Origin of the sequence: Leptolyngbya sp. FACHB-60 (assembly GCF_014695775.1) — a bacterium.
Lineage (GTDB): Bacteria > Cyanobacteriota > Cyanobacteriia > Phormidesmidales > Phormidesmidaceae > Nodosilinea.
This window is the reverse complement of record NZ_JACJOX010000030.1, coordinates 101,234-122,034: the sequence shown is the minus strand read 5'-3', so window position 1 is coordinate 122,034 and position 20,801 is coordinate 101,234. Positions and strand designations below refer to the sequence as shown.

Here is a 20,801-nt window from a genome sequence, read left to right as displayed (position 1 = left end):
ATGCAGTCCATGCTTCCCGGTGCGCCCTGGCTTGTGGCGCACAAGTCTATGCTGGCTACTAACCAGCCCCGCAAAACTTCCCTCTACGGTAATGACTACGTTCTGTGGAAAGATGGCGTCGGCGAGGTTCGTGCTCTGCCCAACGCCTGCCCTCACATGGGTGCCATGCTGTCAGAAGGCTGGTGCGAAGGGGCAAGTGACGGCAGCAGTCGAGTCGTTTGCCCCTTCCATGCCCTAGGGTTTGACGGTCGAGGTTGCACCGTGCTGCCAGGTTCCAATCAGCAAACCCTGCCTCAACTAAAGCCGCTAGAGCTAGTTATCCAAGGCGATTTTGTTTGGTCCTACGGGGGCTACGAGCCCAAGATACCGATTCCGGGGGTACTGAATGCGATCGCAGCTGAGTACACCTTCATCGGCCACACCGCCGATTGCGCGGTGGAAACCGACCTACTCACCATGCTGCTCAACATGCATGACTACAACCACCAAAACGGCACCCACCGCGATCTGTTTCGCATTGCCGAAGTGCAGTTCCACCAGTTCATCGATCGGGGGCATGAATCCCATGCCTACTACGCCATGCCAACCGCCCCCTACGCCCTAGCGGAAAAACTGCGTCGTCCAGATTTGTTTTTGCTGCCCAGCACCATCGAGGCCCACCTCGAAAATCACTTTCCATCTCTAATCATTTTTCATGGAGAATCACCCTTGGGCAAATTGGTGCAGTGCCATCTGTTTGTGCCCGAGGCCGAAAACCGCACCCGCACCTATATTTTGCTGTTTGGCTTAGCCAAGCATCCCCTCTTCAATCTGCTCGGACGAGCCTATCTCAATTTCGGCAAGGTGGTAGTCGATCAAGACGCGGCAATTTTGGGCAAGATCTACCCCGATGCGCCGCAAAAAATTAGGCTCAACAACGAGGTGGGCATGGACTGGGTGCGCCGCAACTTTGCCAGCTTTCCTGGTGTGGTTGAGCCTACATTTTCTAAATAAACCTGCGTCTAAATCGATCTACTGCTCTGGCACCAGCTCCGAATTCACCTCGTTGATGGGGCGGCGGCGCAACTCTTCCGACTCGGTGCGGGGCAGCAAGTCAAAGACCTCTCGCATAACATCGTCGATCGCCTCGTAGGGGACCATGCCAACTTCGTTAAACACCAGCTCCCCCTGGGCGTTAAACACCAGGGTTTGGGGAACAGCATCCTTGAAGTAGTAGCCGGGCTCGTTAGGCTGATAAGAGTCTTTGACGGGAATTGAGTCGGCCATAATCGGCACAAAGTTGGCCACCCGACCGTAGGGGGCTTGCAGCTGGGAAACAACCGACGCAAATTTCTTACAGTCGCTGCTGTCGTCCACGTAGATCACCACAATAGCGGCCTTGCCATAGCGCAGCGATTGCTCCAGGCTGACCTTGGGCGGCACCAGCGACCCGTTGCCGGCATAGAGCGCAAAGATATTGCCGTCATAATTGTCGTCGGTGAGGCCAGCTAGGGCAGCGGGTTGCCCGCCCAGACTCAGCCACAGCACTAGGGCCGCGCAGGCCAAGCCCAGGCTACGACTCAGGCCAGTCATAACTTTTGGGGAAATGGCTAGGGTAAAAAACGTTGCAGTAAGCCAGCGCAGCATGACAATGTCCTTGGTCTAGGGGCTGAGGCCGAGGCGTAATAGCCGCGAAGCCACAGACTCTATTAGGCCACAGAATGGCGGCGCTTAAAGCTGAGCAGCGCGAAATTCCTCTACTACGGCCCGCATGGCGTCGGCATTGGCCATGCGCAGATCGTCGGGGGTCCACACCACCACCTGATAGTATTCTTCGCCCATTTCAATGGTGGTGTGCAGGTAGGCCACGGCCTGCTCAGACACATTGCCTCGCACCTCGTACTGCACCGCCGGAAAACTGCTGACGCGCTCGACGCCGGTGCGGGCCTGGTTAGCCAGCACCTGACTAAAGCCGCCCTTGAGAATTTGCAAATAGAAGTTGGCCTGCTCCTCGATGTTGCCGGGGGCTACGGCCTCGCGATTTTCGCCTAGCACGACCAAAAACATGTTTTCGTCAAGGTTGTAGGCCTCGAGGTCGGCGTTGTCGTGCAGGGTGCCTGTGGGGGCAGCACTCCAGCCGTTTGGCAGGCGGATCTGCACGGGCTTGATGCGGCTCACCAACATATCGCCGCGAAACCCACTGTCAACATACTGGTTGCTCATCTCGCCAGTGCCCTCGGGCGATCGCGACAAACCCAGGGTGCTGCACCCCGCTAGCCCCAGCGCCACTAGCCCCGCCACCAGAACGGGCCGCACCCGCTGCCCTGCCCCTGTCACTCCAGCCATAGCTCACCCTTTCGCGGTCGTTGGTTTGGTTTGCCTTAAGGGTATAGCAACACCTCCGCAATGGCCCCATCCTCTCTTATGCTAGGTAGGGGTTTAAGGTGCAAGGTATCAGGTGCAGGGTTTGAGATCTCAGATCGGCCTTGAACCCTAAACCTGAGACCTTTTACCCTTCCCCATTGCCCCGAATCTAGAGTTAACCCCATGTTACGAGCTGGCATTGTTGGCCTGCCCAACGTTGGCAAATCTACCCTGTTCAACGCCGTGGTGGCCAACGCCAAGGCCCAGGCCGCAAACTTTCCCTTTTGCACCATTGAGCCCAACGTAGGCATTGTGGCGGTGCCCGATGCTCGGCTGCGAGTGCTAGCCGACATCTCTAGCTCAGTGGAGACCGTGCCAGCTCGGGTCGAGTTTGTCGATATTGCGGGCTTGGTGCAGGGGGCCAGCCAGGGCGAAGGGCTGGGCAACCAGTTTTTGGCCAATATTCGCGAGGTGGATGCGATCGTCCACGTGGTGCGCTGCTTTGAGGACGACGACATCATTCATGTCTCCGGTTCGGTTGACCCGGTGCGCGACATCGAGGTGATCAACCTCGAGCTGGCCCTGTCTGATCTAGCCCAGCTCGAGCGCCGGGTCGATCGGGTGCGTAAGCTGGCCCGCGCCGACAAAGAGGCCCAGGCTGAGCTGGCCATTCTCGAAAAAATATTGCCGGTGCTCAACGAGGGCAAACCCGCTCGCCAGGTGGAGTTCGACGCCGAAGCCGAGGCGATCATCAAGCCCCTGGGACTGCTCACCCGCAAGCCCGTTATCTATGCCACCAACGTCTCTGAAGAGGACCTGGCCAGCGGCAATGCCTGGGTGGAGCAGGTGCGGGCGGTGGCAGCGGCAGAAGATGCCCAGGTGGTAGTGATTTCGGCCCAGGTGGAGTCAGAACTGGTAGATCTGAACGACGAGGAACGCAAGGACTTTCTCGAAGCCCTTGGCGTCGGAGAAGGCGGCCTCAAGACGCTGATTCGTGCCACCTACGAACTGCTGGGGCTGCGCACCTATTTCACCACCGGCCCGAAGGAAACCCGCGCCTGGACCATTAAGGCCGGCATGGTTGCCCCCCAGGCTGCTGGCGTCATTCACACCGACTTTGAGCGGGGCTTCATTCGCGCTGAGACGGTGGCCTACAACGACCTGGTGGCCGCAGGTTCGATGGCTACAGCCAAAGATAAAGGTCAGGTGCGCAGCGAGGGCAAAGAGTATGTGGTGCAGGAGGGTGATGTGATGCTATTTCGCTTCAACGTGTAGCTCGCCTGTTGCCATCCTTATAAAGCGGGTAAAAAACCCTCGCCGCAATAGTGGTTTGTAGGGGAAAATCTATCTACAATTTGACCCATTGGCAGGGCTGGTTCTCTAGCTCCAGGTTTGTAGGTATATCGCTGTGGCTTTACCGCTTCCACCCTATCTTCAGTTTCGCTCGGCGCTGCATCGGCTTCAGGGGGTTCCCCCCTGGGCGCTGCTGTCGCTGGTGTTGAATGGGCTGCTGTTTATTACGGCGATGGCGATGCTGCGGCAGCTGAGCCAGGCGGGGGATGCGGTGCTGCCCCAGGCCAATGCCTTTGCGGCTGACCCGCACGTTACGGTGGCCCCCTTTGAGCCTGAATTGGGAACGCGCCACAGCCTCGACTACGAGGAGTGGGTAGCGCTGCTGGCCGCCGAAGCTGAGGCTGTGGTAGCTATTGATGCTCCCAATCAGACGGTTTTGCTAGGCGATTCGCTGACGCTGTGGTTTCCGACCAACATGCTGCCGGGGCGCAGAACCTGGCTGAATCAAGCTATCTCAGGAGAAAAATCGACCGGGCTGCGCGATCGCCTCTACCTGCTCGACAACACCTCGCCCGAGGCGGTGTTCATTATGGTGGGCATCAACGACTTAATCTGGGGCGGTTCTGAGGCCGACCTGGTGTACAACGTCCGCAAAATGGTGAACTACCTGCACCAGAAGCATCCCCAAACGCGGGTAGTGGTGCAGTCTATCTTGCCCCACGGCGGTGAGATGGCCACCTGGGAAGGACGCGATCGCCTGGTGGCTGTTTCTCCCGAGCTAATCCGCACGGTCAACGTCCAGCTCAAGGCTGTAGCCGCCGAGACCGGGGCTGAGTTTTTGGATTTGTATCCGCTGTTTGTCAATGGCGACGGCTATCTGCGAGCCGACCTCACCACCGACGGGCTGCACCTCAACCAGGATGGCTACATGGTGTGGCGCACCGCCCTCGCCCTGCTTAATGAGACAGAGTTTCAACCCTAGGGTAGGCAACGGTTGGGGCTTGCCAAAACTGTTCTGCGCCTTCAATGGGTCGTGAGAGTGAGCGATTCCCCTTTGGGGACACTTTGTGAACGCCCAATACAGTCAGCGGGCAAGCCCCTGGCACCAGGCTAATAGCCAGATCTACGATCGCAAAGTTGAGCCGGCGATCGCTGTGGAGAACCTCTACCTGGGCAGAGGTCGTCCCTTGGCCGCGGTGGGGCAGGACGTAGGTGGCCGTGATCGTATAGGAACCGGCCGGCAGGTCATAAAAGCAGTAGTGGCCGTCGCCACCGCTCTGGGTTTGGTCGGGTCGGGCTAGGGCCAGCGGCTGCTCTAGGCGATCGAGCAGCCACTGGGCTGTTGCCAGAGGAGCCAAAGACCGCTGCCAGTCTGCAATGAGGTCACTGTAGTGGGCTTGAACTTCGGGGCGATGGGCGATCGCAGCGGCTAAAAGCCCCATTATCCCCTCGGTAAAGGCTACCGGAGCGGTGGTAATGCGCACCACGGCCTGGGGCATGATATCGCCGGTAGCAGCGTTGGTAATAGTGCCTGCGATCGCAACTCGGTAGGGCTGATTAGTAGTTTGGGAACCGAGCATAGCTATCTTCCAAAAAGAACGAAAAGCGAAAAGCGAAAAAAGGAAAAATGCCCGATAGGCTTGATTTTTGGGCAGTCTTAACCCAGGCTCTATCTGCTGTGAAATCAGAACTGCTAGGCACTCAGCAACCCAAAGCGCAAAGACGTTACCTAAAGATTCTGAGGTTTGAGTCTGTTTAAGGTTTGGCAAGCAAACTTACAGCCAAACCTGTTTAGAAAAAACAAAGTAATCACAAAAGCAAATTAAAAGCGCCTATGCCTGAGCGGGCAGGCATGCCTAAAACCAGCGTAGGTTTTAATGAGTGCGCAAACTTAACAAGAGAGCAACTGCCAAGAATTTATCGTTAGCGTCAACATATACTCGCATCGAGTCAGAAGCTTTTCTAAGCTCAAACCCATGCTACTGCTATTCAGTACGCCAGTGAAGTGCCATTAAATTAAGTTTGCATCACAAGCGTTTTAGATAAGGCTAGGAGAGAGCATTTAAGCGTCAAGATAAAAGACCTGGGAGAAGTAATTCAATAGTCTAGGTCTAGACAGAAAGCCCACTAACGCTCGCATTTGGCTCACATCCAAACCAGCTCCAGCCGATAGCGATACAGCGCCACGGGCTGATTTTGAGCCTTGAGAAAATTGGGATCTTGGGGCGATAGGTACACCGCCGTCACTTGGTCAGCCCACACACGATTGTCCAAACTCAACCCCTCGGAAGCCGCTGCTCGACGATAGGCGGTAGTAATTTCCACCTCGTTGAAATAAGGAACCGCAACACCACCCCGAAACACCTGCTGAAATCGTTCTACAGTGATAAATTCGGCTTCCCGAGGCACTTCAACAGCGCGGGCTGTCACAGTCGATTCAAGCTGGCGATCGCCCTTCAGCAGCGTCACCTGGCGGTTAGGGTTGTCGGAGTCTACCTTGACGGCCTGCACCGCTGTTCCCAGGTAAGCGCGGGCCATGCTTAACCCGTTGAAGGCGCGATCGGCCACAGTTTGAGGCAAACCGGCTACAGCAGGAATTAAACGCTGCGCTGCCCCCAATGGGCTACGTGCCCCCTCGGGCGCTATAACAAACTGCACCGCGCAGGTCACTGGTACACCCAGATAGGCGCGGTTGCCCTCAAAGCCGGGGGTCACCAAGTCAGGAGCCATTGGGGCAGCTAAATCGACCAGAGTGCTGGTCAGCTGCCATTTACCCCGCAACCAGTCGGGGTAGATCAAGTCACCTTGGGCCGCAGGCAAAGCGGGCTTAGTGCCCCACTGGGGGAAAGCCGCTAGGCGATCGCTCAGGCTTTGATCACCCTTTAGAGCCATTGCTCCTGCCGGAGCCTGACCGCTGCACAGTAGCCACACCGTCAGCAGCAAGGTGAGCCAGAACAGACGGCGGCGCAGGAGAGTGAGCAGCGATCGGGGCATAGATGAGTGACCAAGATGACAGGCTAGAGCAACTTAAATTCAGACTTAGCATACCTTAGGTGAAGATCTGCTCTGCACCCCTGCGAGGGATGGGCTAGGGTTGAACTACCAGAGCCTACAGCCTGAGTAGATCGAGTGGTTTTTCTGGCCTCGCTCCGGCAGGGCAGATTGAGAACTGTTAAGGTTGCAGGGATCAAAACTGCCATAGCTCAGGCAACCGTTTACCGAGAGCGGGCTTCTGGTTATCCTAAAATTCGGCCTAGGGCAGATGACACTTTTTTTGCCCGAACATTCACTCTGGCGACCTGAAACGCTGAGAGTTGTAGCTCAAACCCTGACTATCGTTGCCGTTGAGGATTTTCTTTGGAAACGCCCCCTTCTAGTTCCCAGTTTTTCAGTTCTCAACTGCCTAACCTGCCTTTAGATATAACCGTTGCCGATCTGCTAGAGCGCTACGCGGCGGGAGAACGAGACTTTCGCGGCATTCAGCTAATTGGCGCTGACCTGAGTCAACAGAACCTCAGCGGGGCAAATTTTCGTCAGTCTAATATGCAAAATACGACCTTTGCTGGAGCCACTTTGGTGGGGGCTAACTTCCGCGAGGCTAAGCTCACCGACGTCAATTTTGACCAAGCCACGCTGATTTTAGCCAACTTAATTGGGGCTGACCTGGCCGATGCTCGCCTAGTAGGAGCCGACCTGAGCGAGGCGGGTATGCGCAGCGCTAACCTGGTGCGAGCCAACCTAACCCAGGCGGTTTTACGCGAAACCAACCTCAACGAAGCCGTGCTCGACCACGCTACGCTGCACAAGGCCATGCTGAGCGAGGCCAGCCTCAGCCGGGGTAGAATGCTGGCGACCGACATGGAAGGCGCTAACTTGGAACACGCCAACATGACCAGCGCGCTAATGAACCGAGCCATCCTGCGGAGAGCTGTGCTGGTGGGGGCGGTGTTCACTGGAGCGACCCTTGAGGGAGCTGATTTTCAGGAGGCCGACCTGAGTCGAGCGAAGCTGACAAGCACAAACCTGGTGAATGTTAATCTATCCCACGCCAATTTGCGCGGGGCCAACCTGAGCTGGAGCTCGCTGCGGGGGGCCAATCTGCGAGGGGCAACCCTATATCGCACCCGTCTGAGCTGGTCAAACCTAAGTGGAGCTGACCTCACCGATGCGGTCATGATCAACGCTAAGCTCGACTACACTAACCTGCGGCGTACCGATGTGCACGGCACGATTATGCCAGATGGGTACACCATGGATTCTTAGGAATAGTGGGTTTTGGGTTGATATCGCTGGCTTCTGCCGACGGGGCTAAGGGGCCAAAACGTAGACCGTCACTGGGAGGCGGCTGGTTTGCTGCCGGGCTGATTGGCCTGCATAGGCAGCTGTGGTACTAAAAAGGGCCAATACACCGCTGTTAGGGAGGGGGGGGAATGACGCAGATAGGCAATCATCTGACGCTGTAGCGCCTGAACCTGGTCTTGAATTGCCAAAGCCTCAAGATGGAGGAGAGAGGGCAGGTAGCTGATCAATCCTTCTTGGCGGTGTGGCCCGCTTTGGCGCAGCCGGGGCCATGCGGCCAGTCCCTCGGGTACGGTTTGACTCAGGCGCAGTGACATTGTAGTAGTCGAAAACGCATGGGCTACTGCGGAGTCCAAAGCTGGAGCGTAGTCTTCGGCTCCAGGAGTCTGTTGCATGATAAAGCTGAAACTCACCCCTTGGAGAAAAATGCGCAGGGGGGCGGTGGTGACGTCGGGCAACTCAGCCATAAACGGAATGCGACCCAAGTCGGCGTTGAGGTTGTTGGGATCGCCGACGCTCAGGTGAGACCCACCCACCACGGTAACGAGATATTTGTCGGTAGGTAGCTGCATGAAGGGACGCAACTGCTGGCTGGCCATGGGCGTGACGGTATCGTGGGTGCCGGCCAGCACCAGGGTGGGCACCCGCACCCGGCTCAGCCCTGCCTCGCCAAACAGCACTCCGGTGAGGGGGTTAGCCACTATCAGCTGGGTAATCCGGTCGTCGCGCAGATTAGCGTATTTGACGGGCAAATCTTGGGCCGCGCACTGAAGCCAGTCAGCGGGGGAGACGGTGACTGGGTTGAGGGTTTGGCAGTAGGCCTCAAGCGATCGCAGATCGAGCGCCGCCCCGGCAAGGGCCAATCCCGTATAGCCGCCGAGGGAATGACCAATGAAGGCTACCTCATCAGTGTTGATGCGATCGCGCAGACTATAGGAGTAGGTGTTGAGTTTCTCCAGGCGATCGAGCACGTAGCTGATATCACGGGGCCGGTCGAGAAACTCGGTGGCGGGTAAAATGCGGCTTTGAGCAGCGGCCTCAGGCAGGTTATCGGTGGGCAGCGAGAGCAGAGCGGCAACATTGCTGCCGGGGTGCTCTACCGAGACTACCGTTAGCCCGTGGGAGGCCAGATGTTTAGCTAAGTAGGCAAAGAAGCGGCGATCGGCCCCAAACCCGTGAGAGATGACCACCAGAGGGCCATGGCTGTCTTTGCTCCAGTAGATATCGAGGGGAATGCTGCGATCGCGGCTGTGATCACGCAGCACCAGCTCCCAGCGCTCGACCTTTGAAGAGCCTGTAGAAAAGGGATCAGTCCCCAGCAGCGGGGCAGGTTCGGCCGCTTCGGTCATGGGGTCTTCACGCAGGACTCGGCCGAGGGCTTTGCTCTCCATCTGCGCCAGGCGAAACTGAGAGGCCAGGGTGAGCAGAGTGCCCACGTCAATCTCTAGAGTGTCTTGGGGCATGGCCCGCAAAATGCCCAGCAGGGTTAGACCAGCCTCCGCCTCCGACACCTGCTCTAGAGTGACGCGCAGGTCGGCAGCAGCCAGGTTGGGCGCGATCGCCCGCAGGGTGTCAAGCAGCCGCGCTCCACCGGGGGTCTGCAAAATTTCATCTAAAATTACCTGACCCACCTCGGGCTCTAGGGCAATTTCGCCCTGAAGCACTTCTTGGAGGCTGGCGTTGAGCAGCGGCCGGTAGAGCCGCAGCGATGGAGGTACCTCACCCGTGGCAGCAAACGCCTGGAGATCGTCAAGGCTCACCGTCTGAGACAGTCGCCCCAGACGCACCGTCACCGAATCCGCTGCCGCTGCCGGGGAGGCCATCGCTAGCCCGCCCGCAAGCAATCCACCGGCTGCGATCGCGCCCCAGCCCCATCGACTAAGGGGGGAGAGAAGACTCAAGCAAGACACTGTAGATCGCACGGCAGAAGGGTTAAACGCAGGGGGCAGCGGACCAGGGTCGAGCAATAGTACAGAGTTAAGCTAGGAGTACAGTACCCAAATTTTCTCTAATCGTTAACTTAATCTAGACGACAGCTCCCCTGGCTGGTGGAAATTCATCGTCAAGTTTTTTTGCGATCACCCATCCGATCAGGTCACCGCCCTTGCCTGCTAAGGGGCCAAGCCAACGGCGCAACTTGGTCAACCACCACCGCACTAACAACCATAACCCCACTGATTAACCAATGGCCTACATCATTATTGGCGTCATGGGACCGGGGATCTCGGCAACCCCGACTCAGATGGAGACAGCCTACGCCCTTGGATATGCCATCGCCTCTAGCGGATGGGTATTGCTCACCGGAGGACGTCAGGTGGGCGTCATGGAGGCGGCCTGCCAGGGGGCCAAGGCAGCGGGCGGGCTCACCGTGGGCATTTTGCCCTCCAACGACGGGACCGATCGGTCAGCTGCTGTAGACATTCCTATACTGACCGGATTAGGGGATGCCCGCAATGCCATTAACGTGTTGTCGAGCCAGGTAGTGGTGGCCTGCGGGCTCGGCCCCGGCACCGCCTCTGAAATTGCCCTTGCCCTCAAGGCCCAGCGACCCGTCATTTTGATGGCAATGCCCCCTGGCGCGATCGCCCTGTGGCAGAGTTTAGCGACCGGGCCATTGGCGATCGCCGGCACCGTTGCCGCTGCCCTAGAGCAAATTCAGCAGTGGCTGGCGTCGTGACCCTGTTGACCGGCAGCAGCTAGCACGCCAATGTTCTCGCCAGGCGCTGTTACACGAAACCAGCGGTGGGTATTGCGAACGACAGTTGGGTCGCGATCGCCGCCAGTAGGGAAGAATTTATCTAATGTAAGGTAAGAGCTATGCCCTCCACCCGCTGGTGCCATGACCGACAACCAACCATCCCCTAAGGAAAATTTTCTCTTCCCCCGCAGTAAGTACTGGGGTGAATTTACGCCGCAGCAGCTAGCCTTTAACGCCAACTTGCAAGAGTTTGCTCAGCGGGTTTCCTTAGTTTGTAATCTTGAAACCGGTGGCAAAATGTCGGCTGACGAAGCCTACGACGAAATCAAGCGCCTGTGGAAAGACCTAAAGACGTCTAAGGCCAACCTACTAGATACCAAAGCCTCTCCGCCAGAGCTACCCCCCGAGGTGTAGCGATCTGTTAACGAGAAGAGGGGAGCATAGATTTTTCTGGATGGAGTGTCAACCGCAATAGGCCTTCATCTTTGGTTCTGATGACAGTAGTTAGGGCAAGCCCAAAGGCGTTGCTACAACAGGTCAGATTCCCTTGGTTTTAATGGGCAGAACTGGGAACCTGTTCAGCATTTTGCATAGATGACGATTGGCTAGCTTCAAAAGGCCGAGGAGGCCAACCAAAAGCTCACTAAAAACCCAGCAATAGTTGAGAAGGTCACCGAGCCGCCACCCATTTCGTAGGCCTCGGGCATCATGGTGCTGGCGACCATAGCGAGAATGGCACCACCGGCGGTGGCCTTGGCCATGGCCAGCATCCATTCAGATACCACCGGCACCAGTTGACTGCCGCCCATGGCCACCAACCCGCTAAGCAGCACGGCACCACCCCATAGGGCTAAAATGCGACTGGCCGAGGTGCCCGCTTGGCGCATGCCGATGGAGCTTGACATCGCCTCAGGAATGTTGGAGATAAACACCGCCATCAAAAACGACGCTCCCGTATGGCCTGTGCCTACGTGAAAGCCGATCACCAGGGCTTCAGGAATATTGTCGATCATAGTGCCCACCAAAATGGCCAGAGGGGCAGAGCTTTGGGCCAGCTCCTTAAACTGCTGCTCCGAGATAGGGATATCGACTTCGACGCTGTCGAGCACCTGTCGCCGCCACTGGTCATCATCCACCGGAGCAAGCTTGGCGGTGGACTGGGTGGTTTCACGCAGCCGCCGGGCCAGAATGCGGCTCAGCCCGCTGGAGAGCTGAGGGGCGTAGGTGAGCATGGCGTCAAAATCAGTTTTATCGAGTTCGTAGAGCTCCATGGGGGTTTTGGCCACCACCGTCGCCGATCGCTCCTCGCCGGTCAGCAGCGCCATTTCGCCAAAGATTTCCCCAGAGCCCAGAAAGGCCAATCGTTGGGAGCCTTTGTAGATCTCAGCATCCCCCTCCACAATCAGGAACATGGAGTCACCGGGGGCACCCTCTTGACACAGCACCATCCCCGCCTCGACCTGGAGCGGCTTAAGCAGAGGAATAATCGCCTGCATTTCGTCAGGGGAGAGACTGTGGAGCACTTCGATGTGGCCGATGCGATCGAGCACTTCCGAGGCTTCGTCCTGGCGGTGGTGGTAGAGAAACCGCCGCGACGACGATGGGTGGCGAATAAAGCCCCCCTGGTTGTCGATATAGCCCACGATGACGGTAAACAGGGTGCCGCCCAGAGCAAAGCCCGCCACCAGCGGCAAAAAGCCGCTGCTCTGGTAGGCGGGCAGGGTGATGTCGAAGGCGATCGCAGAGAGCAGAGTGCCGCTGCCAAAGGCCATAATTGCCGCTGTGAGCGATCGCGCGGGTCGCCAGGCAATTCCTAAAATCGCCCCTACCAGCAAACTAGAGGCAGCCAACAACCCTTGAACTAGCGCAGCAACGGGAACACTCATTGACGACATGACAGGGATTATGATCAGGTTACTGCACAATGCTCCGCTTCCTGGCAAACTAGAGCCTAGGATTTTACCGGTCTATGGTCTGTCTGCTATGAACCAACCGACCCAGCGCCGTCGCTCCGGCTTCAACCGTCAACCGCGTCAGCGCGCGGCGAGGCGACCCTCTACCCGCCGTCCTTTTTTTGGGCTGTGGCTGCTGTGCGGCCTGCTCTATGCTATCGCCGGGATGCTTTTGACCGCCCTGGCCAGTCCCTGGGTGTGGCCAGTGGCCGCCGGTGGCACCGTCGTGCAGGGGGTGACCCTGGCGGGTCCCGAGGCGCTGAAGCGGTTTCGGTGGCTGACGGCCAACCTGCTGGTGCTGGGCAGCATTGTGGGGGGCACGGCCCTGGCGGTGGCGCTTTCGATCGCCCTCAACCACCTGGGCACCAACAACCTCGATGAGCTGACCATCGGCAAAGCGTTCCTAGAAATCGCCCTCTACAGCCTGCTGGCAGTACTGCTGGCGGTGCTGTGCAGCCTGACGACAGCAGCCCTGGGCGATCGCCTGCTGCGGCGCAACAAGGGCAGCAAAACCAGTCTAATTTTGCTGCTGACTTGTCTGCTCGGGATGGGGATAGGGGGTGCGATCGGGCTGCTGATTGCCTAGCCTGCCTGTCGCTCAAACATCATGGCTCAGGCAATGGCGTAGCGAAAACTCAGGGTGGCCCAGCGATCGTGGTGCAGGGCGTAATAGTCGGGGGCAGGCTTCTCCTCGTCAGAGCTGGCGCTGAGGTCTTGCAGCAGTGCTTGGGCCAGCTGCAAAGGCTGGGGTACTGGGCGAAAACCCGTGGCCAGCGATGGCGGATCGTCGCCCAGCACAGCCAGGCACTGATCGAGGGGCTGGGTGCTGAGAATGACATAAGCTTCTACCCAAGTGGCTGCCCCCGGCATGGCCCAACCAGCCCCATCGGCGGGGATAGACACAAGCTGCCCCGGTGCTAGGGGCGTGGCAGCAGGGGGCACTTCGGCTCCGTCAGCGGCGATCGGGTCGGGCAGAGTCATCAGGGCATTGCATTCACCCCGGCTGTCAAAACTAATCCACAGCAGGTGCAGGGGCTGGGTCGAAGTGTTGGCCAGGCGGTAGGCAATGCGGCCATCGCGGGGTAGCGTAATTGGGTCATCGGTTGCTGCCTTCTGAGCCTGGCGAATCGCGACTGGCCAGGTGACGGCGGGGCTGCGCTCAGTAAGCTGCACCAGCAGCGGCATGGGCTTGGGCTGCACCGCCTCAAGCAGCGCCGCTATCCCCACCTGAGAAGCAGTGTGGTTTTCGGTCAGTCGCACCAGCTTGAGGGCCAGTAGGGTTTGCAGATAGGGGGCGAGCCGGTTGACTGTTGTTTTCACCGCCTCTTCTTTGGCCAACATGGTGCCGGGCAGCAGGGTGCGGTTAGGGGCAAATAGCCCGTAGCTGCTCTCGGCAGGGCGACTGCTACCTAGCTTGGTTTGGGCCTCACCCGCACTGGACAGGGCAGCGGTCAGAGTGGGAACCGGGCCAATGGGCAGGCGACCAAACAGACAGTCGGCGGCTTTTTCTCCAGCGGTCACCGAGGTCACCAGGGAAATACCCGACAGGGCGCTAGTAGCGTCAACTCGCTCCACCCGCTTGAGCTGGCTATCGAGGGCAACAATTAGATCGATGGTTTGGGGCAACCGCCGCACCTGCTCGAACAGGGGCTGATGGGCGATCGCGGACGGTTCGACCTCACTCTCCAAAGGTCGAACCACGGCTTTTAGGCCTGTACGCGACTCCAGCCGCAAAAGCACGGCCGGTTCACCAGCTCCGGCAACTAAGCGGGAGCCGGGCTGAAGGTAACGCAGCACATAGGGCGGCACACCACCCAGCCACACGGTTAAAGGGCGCTCATCGCTGACCTGCAAAATCACTCCTGCCGCTGGCGGCAGCTGAGGTGGTAGGCCGTAGGTCGCAGGGCTGGTGTGAGGTGGCAGGCGATCGCTCAGACTGGGCTGCTGGTCGGCCCCCACCCATCGCTGTAGTCGCGAACCAGCGCGCTGTATCAACTTAGCCGTGGAGTCAGGTTCTGTTTCTGTTTCCCACAGGCTTTGGGTGAGGGCATAGGTGAAAACCCCGGCGCTAAACCCGTCCCAATGGCTCTCTAACACCAGCCGACCCATGTCAGCCGCCCGCAGCACTAGCCCTGGCCAAGGAGCATCTAACGGGGGGGATATCCCCGTGGGCGACGACACCAAACCCGTGGGCACCGTAGGCCGAGATCTAACTCGAGAATTTCCCCAGCGCAGGTAGCCCGCATCCTGACTGCCGGCATCGATGACGGTGGTCAGGTTGGCAGTGGCCAAAGGTTTGAGCTGAGCAATAATTTCGGCCTCAAGCAGATCGCCCAGGGCAGGATTGGCTTCGCTGGGTAGGCGGCTATCTACTGTTACCCAAGCGGCCTGTAGAGATTCCGAGGCTTCGGCCTTAGCCAGGCGCACCTGACTGCCGTAGCCACTGAAGTGCAGCAGCACCACATCGTTGGCTTGGGCCTGCTGCACCAGATGCTCGTCAATGGCCGTCAGAATGTTGGCGCGGGTGGCCTCTTGGTTGGTCAGAGTAACGACATCGGCGGGCTGAAAGCCGAAGCGATGCACCAACAGCTGTCGCTGTAGTTCCACATCGGTCACGCAGCCTTTCAGAGCGATATCTTGAGCAACACCCGGGTCGAGGGCGCGATCGGGGTAAGCATTAATGCCAATCAACAGAGCCAACCGCCGCTGGGCGGGCTTGGCCAGCGCCGCCTGGTAGCGACTGTAGGTTGCCAGCCAAGCCGACCCGCCTACCCCCAGCGCTCCTAGGGCCAAGCTTGCCTGCTGCAAAAACGCCCGTCGTTTGAGTGTCACCGAGTTGATTGCATCCTACTAGCTGATGGCTTCGGGAACCCGCATGGCCTTAGCCAGCTCCGCCGCCACCTCGGGCCGAGAAAACTCAGGGGGGGGAAGCTCGCCGCGGCGCAGCATCTCCCGTACCTTAGTACCCGACAGGTGAATCCGCTCGTCCTTAGTGCTGGGGCTGGTTTTAGAGGTGGCCATGCCCCCGGTGCGGGTGCAGTAGAAGGCGTGCTCAAACTTCATTGGCACGATGCCCAGCTCCGTCGGCCCAAACTCGTCGAAGATGTACTGAGCGTCGTAGGTGCCATAGTAGTCGCCCACCCCAGCGTGGTCGCGACCCACAATGAAGTGAGTGCAGCCATAGTTCTTGCGGATCAGCGCGTGGAAAATCGCTTCCCTAGGGCCAGCGTAGCGCATTGCGGAGGGATTGATCGCAAGAATCACGCGGTCTTGGGGGAAGTAGTGCTCCACCATAATCTCGTAGCAGCGCATGCGCACATCGGCGGGGATATCGTCGGATTTGGTGGCCCCCACCAGCGGGTGCAGAAACAGCCCATCAACGGTCTCTAGAGCGCATTTTTGAATATATTCGTGGGCCCGGTGGATGGGGTTGCGAGTTTGAAAGCCGACGACGGTCTTCCAGTTGCGATCGCGAAACAGCGTCCGTGAGGCCGCCGGGTCAATCTGGTAGGCGGGGAAGAGGGGATGGGGATCGCGCTGGAGCAGCCACACCGGGCCAGCCAGGTTCACCGCTCCCTGGTCGTAGACCACCTTGACGCCGGGGTGTTTTTCATCGTCGGTGCGGTAGACGTTGACGACCTCGCGGGCTTTGTCATAGGTATATTTTTCTTCCAGTTCCAGCACGCCGACAAACCGACCGCTGGGGTCATCCAATCGCACCAGGCTGCCCTCTTGGAGTGGAGCGGCGGTGGCTTCATCCACTGACAGGGTAACCGGAATTGCCCAGGGCAGGCGGTTAGACAGGCGCATGTCGGTGACCACGGTGTCGTAATCGGCCTGCTTCATAAAGCCGTTGAGGGGGCTAAAGCCGCCGATGGCAATCATGACCAGATCAGAGAAGGCCCGCTCGTCAAGGCCGACCCGAGGCAGGGTGTCGGCCTTGGCTAAGAACTGGGCTTTTTGGTCGGGTGTCGCCAGGCGATCGACCAGAGTGCCTCCGTGGGGGGCAATACCGTCTTTGTGTAGAGTCATGGAGATACCGCTGCCTTCTGCTGATGAAACACGAAAAATTTGAGGCTAAGCCATAGCCTGGCTGACCAAAGCAACTCCGGTTTCCCGCTGGGGAAACGGGGTTAACCGTCTTGTTCTATGAAATTACATCTTGGTACTAATGTCACGCGAGCGCTGAGCCGTCTCTAGGCTGGCCGCCTTTAGTCCTTGATCAAACCGACAGTTCTAGTCGCGATGGATCTGTTTCCAAAGCGGATGGGATGGGCCCTGGGCGGCGATGCGATCGCATAGTTTTTCGAGCCGCTGCTGCTCGTCCTTAGTTATGCCCCACAAAATATAGCGGCTCTCGGCCACCAGTAGGGCAACGGTAAGGCCTACGCACAACCCTAGCCCTACAGCAGCAGGACGGTTATAGGCCAAACCCAGCCGTACTGTTGACCAGGTAAAGTACTGGCGCAGTTGCGCAATTTCAGGCCGCAGGCTCCACAGACTGAGGGGGGCTGCCGTCAGCCACAGCAGGCCGCTAATCGCCCACCAGCGGCGTAGCATAATGGTCCGCAGACGCTCTAGGGGCGCAGGATAACTAGGGGTGCCCATGGTTAAATCGGTCAGCTCTGGGTTTCAGGCTGAGCTTCTACTAAGTCAGGGTCATCGCTGTAGGCTTGACCCGTGCGTTCTCGCCACAGAGCGAGCAGCGAACTGGCCACAAAAATGCTGGAGTAGGCCCCGGCTACAAAGCCCACAATCAGCGCCAGAGCAAAATATTTCAGGGTTGGGCCACCAAAGATGACGATCGCCACCAGCGGCAGCGTTGTCGTCAGCGAGGTATTGAGCGAACGGGCCAGGGTTTGGTTAACAGCGCTGTCAACAATGTCGTTGATGTGGCTGCCAGGGCTGAGCTTCATGTTCTCGCGCACGCGATCGTAAATCACCACCGTGTCATTAACCGAGAAGCCCACGATGGTGAGCAGCGAGACGATGAACAAGCTATCGACCTCGACGCCTAGCACCAGCCCCAAGATGGCAAACACACCAGCGGTAATAGTCACATCGTGGGCCAGGGCCAAAATCGCCAGCAGCGCATAGTCAAGCTTAAAGCGCAGGCTCATGTAAGCCACAATCCCCGCGAAGGAAACCAGCAGAGCCAGCAGGCCCGACACCAATAGCTGTTTTCCCACTACCGGCCCGACGGTATCAATCTGGGTAGAGCCGCTGTCAAAGGGGCCAATGGCCTCGTCGAGCGCGCTTTGCAGAGGGGCCCGCTCCTCTACATTCAGGGTGCGGGTGCGAATCGAGAGCACCTGCTGGTCCTCCCCCAAAAGCTGAAGGCTGCTAGAGTCGAGACCCTGATCCCCCAGCACCTGCCTAACCTCAGCCAGATCTAGCGCTTCGGTACAGCTGTCGGTAGCCACGCAGGCCCGGGTCAGCTGGAGCCTGGTGCCACCAGCAAAATCCAGACCCGGCCTCAGGGGCGCACCCAGCTGCTGCCACGAGATCGCCATAGCCACCAGACTGACCAGCACCAGTACCGTCGAGATTCCCCACCAGAGACCGCGCTGCTGAATAATGTTGAGCTTCATGGGGCACTCCTAGGGACGAACGGGGTCAGGGCGAACGGGGTTTAACCCGGGGCAAAACAGCCTAGGCCGCCGAAACTGCGGCAGGCTAATGGCTAAGAACATCAGAGTACGGGTGCAGGTCAGGGCAGTAAACATGCTGATAATGACGCCGATAGCCAAGGTCAGGGCAAACCCTTTGACGAGCCCGGCTCCAAAGTAAAACAGCGCCAGACAGGAGATTAGGGTAGTGACGTTGCCGTCTAAAATGCTTGAAAAAGCGCGGTAGAAGCCCGATTCAACAGAGCGGTAGAGGGTTTTGCCCGCTTGCAGCTCTTCACGGGTGCGCTCAAAAATCAGCACGTTGGCATCTACGGCCATGCCGATGCTGAGAATAAACCCAGCAATCCCAGGCAAGGTGAGGGTCACCCCCAGCAGGTTGAAGGCCGCCCAGGTGAGCAGGGCGTAGATGACCAGAGCGATATCGGCCAAGATGCCGGGCAAACGGTAGTAGATAGCCATAAATACCAGCACCAGGCCGAGCCCAGCGATGCCAGCGTAGAGGCTGCGCTGAATGCTGTCGCGGCCCAGGGTAGGCCCCACGGTGCGATTCTCGACCACCTCTACGGGTAGAGGCAGGGCACCACCGCGCAGCTGAATTTCCAGGTCGCGGGCTGACTCGGCGGTAAAGTTGCCAGAGATAACAGCGCTGCCCCCGGTAATGCCGGTCTCGGCGTACTGCACGTTCACCGTTGGCGCGCTCAGCAGGCGGTTGTCGAGGAAGATGCCGATGGTGCGACCGGTACCGGCGATCGCCTTACTAATCTCAGCAAATTCGTTGCCGCCCTCGCTGTTGAACTGAATCACCACCTCCCAAAGGGTGCCGCTCGTGGGCCGGGCGATCGCATCGGTTAGCTTATCCCCGCCCAAAGTACTGGGTTCAAACAGAGCCGCCACGGCCTTTTCGCTGCCCGTAATATCGGCCTGGAGCTTGTCGATGCGAGCCTGGGTATCGCTGTTAATCTCCCCATTTGACGGCAGGGAGGCCTGGAGCGCCGCCAGTTCGCCTAGATGACCTTGCAGCACCTGATTTTCAATCTGAAGCTGCTGGTCGGTGCCGGGCCGCTGGGCGCGAAATTCGAGCTGAGCCGTGCCCCCCAACACCCGCTCGGCCTGTTGTGGGTCGCTGACGCCAGGCAGCTGCACCAGCAGCTGGTTGTTGCCTAGCTGCTGCACTACCGCCTCCGAAACGCCCAGGCCGTTGACTCGGCCTTCGACCACGGTTTGCACCGCCTCTAGCTCCCGCTCAGTAATGGTGGGGATAGCTGCGGTGGGCTGCACCTGGATGGTGAGCTGAGAGCCCCCCCGCAGGTCTAACCCTAGACGGGTGGGTATCTGGGTTATCACCACTATAGAAGCGATGGTAAGCACCAAAATAACCCCTAGCCAAGCTCGATATTTTGCCATTGCGATTTGCTGCGGTGTGGGTGCGGATAGTGATCCCTTGGAATGGGCTATGCCCTGGGATCGCGGCGTCAGTTGGGAAGGCTGTTCCTAGGAATTAGGCGGTGGTGGGTGGTGTCCACGCTACAGCGGTCCCTAGACCTTGAGGGCGACCATGTTTTCGACGGCAGCCTCGATTTGTTTGGGCTGCACAATAGTCAGTGTCTCTAGCTTACCGTTGTAAGGGGTAGGGATGTCTTGGGACGACAGGCGCACCACCGGGGCGTCAAGTTCGTCAAAGTAGCGATCGTTAATAGAGGCAATGATTTCGGCACCGATACCGCCGGTTTTCATGCACTCTTCCACAATAATGACCCGGTGGGTCTTCTTAATGGAGGCTCCGATGGTGTCGAAATCTAGCGGCTTGAGGGAAATCAGGTCGATCACCTCAGGGTCAATGCCCTTTTTCTCTAGACCTTTGACCGCCTGGGTGACGTGGTGGCGCATACGGGAGTAGGTAAGAATAGTGACATCCTTGCCGGGGCGCACAATTTCGGCCTTGTCTAGGGGCACTACGTACTCGTGGTTGGGCAGGTCTTCTTTGAGGTTGTAGAGCAGCACGTGCTCAAAGAACAGCACTGGGTTGTCGTCGCGGATAGCGGCCTTGAGCAGCCCCTTGGCGTTGTAGGGGGTCGAGCAGGCCACGATCTTCAGCCCCGGCACTGCCTGAAAATAGGCCTCGAGCCGCTGGGAGTGCTCGGCCCCCAGCTGCCGCCCTACGCCGCCAGGCCCGCGAATCACCATGGGAATTTTGTAGTTGCCGCCCGAGGTGTAGCGCAGCATGCCAGCGTTGTTGGCGATTTGGTTGAAGGCCAACAGCAAGAAGCCCATATTCATGCCCTCGATAATCGGGCGCAGGCCGGTCATGGCAGCACCGACAGCCATGCCGGTGAAGCTGTTTTCGGCGATCGGGGTGTCGAGCACGCGCAGCTCGCCATATTTGTTGTAAAGGTCTTTGGTGACCTTATAGGAACCGCCATAGACACCGACATCTTCGCCTAGGACAAAGACGGTGTCGTCGCGGCCCATCTCTTCATCGATGGCCTCGCGCAGGGCGTTAAATAGGAGGGTTTCTGCCATTGCTTTGGTCTAAATAGGGTAGAGAGTGAATGGGTAGGCAGATGAAGCATCTGCTGAGAGGATGCC

At 58.5% G+C, this 20,801-nt stretch carries 19 protein-coding genes; 7 read left to right on the top strand and 12 right to left on the bottom strand.

What is annotated here, in order from left to right; genetic code table 11:
- Entirely contained in the window at positions 1 to 993 is a 993-nt protein-coding gene (locus H6F57_RS12795) for a Rieske 2Fe-2S domain-containing protein (protein ID WP_190629119.1), read from the top strand.
- An 18-nt stretch (positions 994 to 1,011) separates the two neighbouring features.
- On the opposite strand, the gene H6F57_RS12790 is transcribed toward H6F57_RS12795, so the two are convergent.
- Positions 1,012 to 1,626, bottom strand: coding sequence for a thylakoid membrane photosystem I accumulation factor (locus H6F57_RS12790; protein WP_190629118.1), 615 nt, complete (start codon positions 1,624 to 1,626; stop codon positions 1,012 to 1,014).
- 84 nt (positions 1,627 to 1,710) lie between these two features.
- Positions 1,711 to 2,325 (bottom strand): hypothetical protein, encoded by a 615-nt coding sequence (locus H6F57_RS12785; RefSeq protein ID WP_190629117.1) that lies wholly within the window; start codon positions 2,323 to 2,325, stop codon positions 1,711 to 1,713.
- A gap of 201 nt (positions 2,326 to 2,526) precedes the next feature.
- Between H6F57_RS12785 and ychF the strand changes: the two genes are divergently transcribed.
- Positions 2,527 to 3,618: a redox-regulated ATPase YchF gene (ychF, locus tag H6F57_RS12780; protein WP_190629116.1), complete on the top strand. Its 1,092-nt coding sequence runs from the start codon at positions 2,527 to 2,529 to the stop codon at positions 3,616 to 3,618.
- 133 nt (positions 3,619 to 3,751) lie between these two features.
- Positions 3,752 to 4,618, top strand: a complete 867-nt coding sequence (locus tag H6F57_RS12775; RefSeq protein ID WP_190629115.1) for a GDSL-type esterase/lipase family protein — start codon at positions 3,752 to 3,754, stop codon at positions 4,616 to 4,618.
- Here the strand turns inward: H6F57_RS12775 and H6F57_RS12770 are convergent.
- Together H6F57_RS12770 and H6F57_RS12765 are read right to left on the bottom strand one after the other, a co-directional pair.
- Complete coding sequence (locus H6F57_RS12770; RefSeq protein ID WP_190629114.1) at positions 4,593 to 5,216, bottom strand: hypothetical protein; 624 nt, start codon at positions 5,214 to 5,216, stop codon at positions 4,593 to 4,595. The genes H6F57_RS12775 and H6F57_RS12770 overlap by 26 nt on opposite strands.
- Before the next feature lie 565 nt (positions 5,217 to 5,781).
- Entirely contained in the window at positions 5,782 to 6,630 is an 849-nt protein-coding gene (locus tag H6F57_RS12765; RefSeq protein WP_190629112.1) for a DUF6816 family protein, read from the bottom strand.
- A 363-nt stretch (positions 6,631 to 6,993) separates the two neighbouring features.
- On the opposite strand from H6F57_RS12765, the gene H6F57_RS12760 reads away from it, so the two are divergent.
- Positions 6,994 to 7,899 carry a pentapeptide repeat-containing protein gene (locus H6F57_RS12760; RefSeq protein ID WP_199289830.1) on the top strand — a complete coding sequence of 302 codons (906 nt, stop codon included), beginning with the start codon at positions 6,994 to 6,996 and terminating at the stop codon, positions 7,897 to 7,899.
- A gap of 68 nt (positions 7,900 to 7,967) precedes the next feature.
- Here the strand turns inward: H6F57_RS12760 and H6F57_RS12755 are convergent, their stop codons facing one another.
- The gene (locus tag H6F57_RS12755) at positions 7,968 to 9,836 is read right to left on the bottom strand and encodes an alpha/beta hydrolase (protein WP_190629110.1); all 1,869 of its coding nucleotides are present in this window, start codon (positions 9,834 to 9,836) and stop codon (positions 7,968 to 7,970) included.
- A gap of 284 nt (positions 9,837 to 10,120) precedes the next feature.
- Here H6F57_RS12755 and H6F57_RS12750 point away from each other — a divergent pair, with 284 nt between their 5' ends.
- Both H6F57_RS12750 and H6F57_RS12745 read left to right on the top strand, forming a co-directional pair.
- Positions 10,121 to 10,612, top strand: a complete 492-nt coding sequence (locus H6F57_RS12750; protein WP_190629109.1) for a TIGR00725 family protein — start codon at positions 10,121 to 10,123, stop codon at positions 10,610 to 10,612.
- Between the two features lie 162 nt (positions 10,613 to 10,774).
- Complete coding sequence (locus H6F57_RS12745; RefSeq protein ID WP_190629107.1) at positions 10,775 to 11,047, top strand: hypothetical protein; 273 nt, start codon at positions 10,775 to 10,777, stop codon at positions 11,045 to 11,047.
- Between the two features lie 197 nt (positions 11,048 to 11,244).
- Here the strand turns inward: H6F57_RS12745 and H6F57_RS12740 are convergent, their stop codons facing one another.
- The gene (locus tag H6F57_RS12740; protein ID WP_190629104.1) at positions 11,245 to 12,519 is read right to left on the bottom strand and encodes a cyclic nucleotide-binding domain-containing protein; all 1,275 of its coding nucleotides are present in this window, start codon (positions 12,517 to 12,519) and stop codon (positions 11,245 to 11,247) included.
- Between the two features lie 97 nt (positions 12,520 to 12,616).
- On the opposite strand from H6F57_RS12740, the gene H6F57_RS12735 reads away from it, so the two are divergent.
- Complete coding sequence (locus H6F57_RS12735) at positions 12,617 to 13,171, top strand: hypothetical protein (protein ID WP_190629101.1); 555 nt, start codon at positions 12,617 to 12,619, stop codon at positions 13,169 to 13,171.
- Between the two features lie 26 nt (positions 13,172 to 13,197).
- Here the strand turns inward: H6F57_RS12735 and H6F57_RS12730 are convergent, their stop codons facing one another.
- The 6 genes from H6F57_RS12730 to H6F57_RS12705 form a co-directional block, all read right to left on the bottom strand.
- Positions 13,198 to 15,417, bottom strand: a complete 2,220-nt coding sequence (locus H6F57_RS12730) for a caspase family protein (protein WP_190629099.1) — start codon at positions 15,415 to 15,417, stop codon at positions 13,198 to 13,200.
- An 18-nt stretch (positions 15,418 to 15,435) separates the two neighbouring features.
- Positions 15,436 to 16,617: a sulfate adenylyltransferase gene (gene sat / locus H6F57_RS12725; protein ID WP_190629096.1), complete on the bottom strand. Its 1,182-nt coding sequence runs from the start codon at positions 16,615 to 16,617 to the stop codon at positions 15,436 to 15,438.
- Positions 16,618 to 16,821: 204 nt separating this feature from the next.
- Entirely contained in the window at positions 16,822 to 17,193 is a 372-nt protein-coding gene (locus H6F57_RS12720; protein ID WP_190629094.1) for a hypothetical protein, read from the bottom strand.
- A gap of 11 nt (positions 17,194 to 17,204) precedes the next feature.
- A complete protein-coding gene (secF, locus tag H6F57_RS12715; RefSeq protein ID WP_190629093.1) occupies positions 17,205 to 18,176 on the bottom strand; it encodes a protein translocase subunit SecF in 972 nt (323 codons plus the stop codon).
- A 9-nt stretch (positions 18,177 to 18,185) separates the two neighbouring features.
- Positions 18,186 to 19,619: a protein translocase subunit SecD gene (gene secD, locus H6F57_RS12710; protein ID WP_190629091.1), complete on the bottom strand. Its 1,434-nt coding sequence runs from the start codon at positions 19,617 to 19,619 to the stop codon at positions 18,186 to 18,188.
- Positions 19,620 to 19,751: 132 nt separating this feature from the next.
- Complete coding sequence (locus H6F57_RS12705; protein ID WP_073607835.1) at positions 19,752 to 20,735, bottom strand: alpha-ketoacid dehydrogenase subunit beta; 984 nt, start codon at positions 20,733 to 20,735, stop codon at positions 19,752 to 19,754.
- Between the last annotated feature and the right edge of the window lie 66 nt (positions 20,736 to 20,801).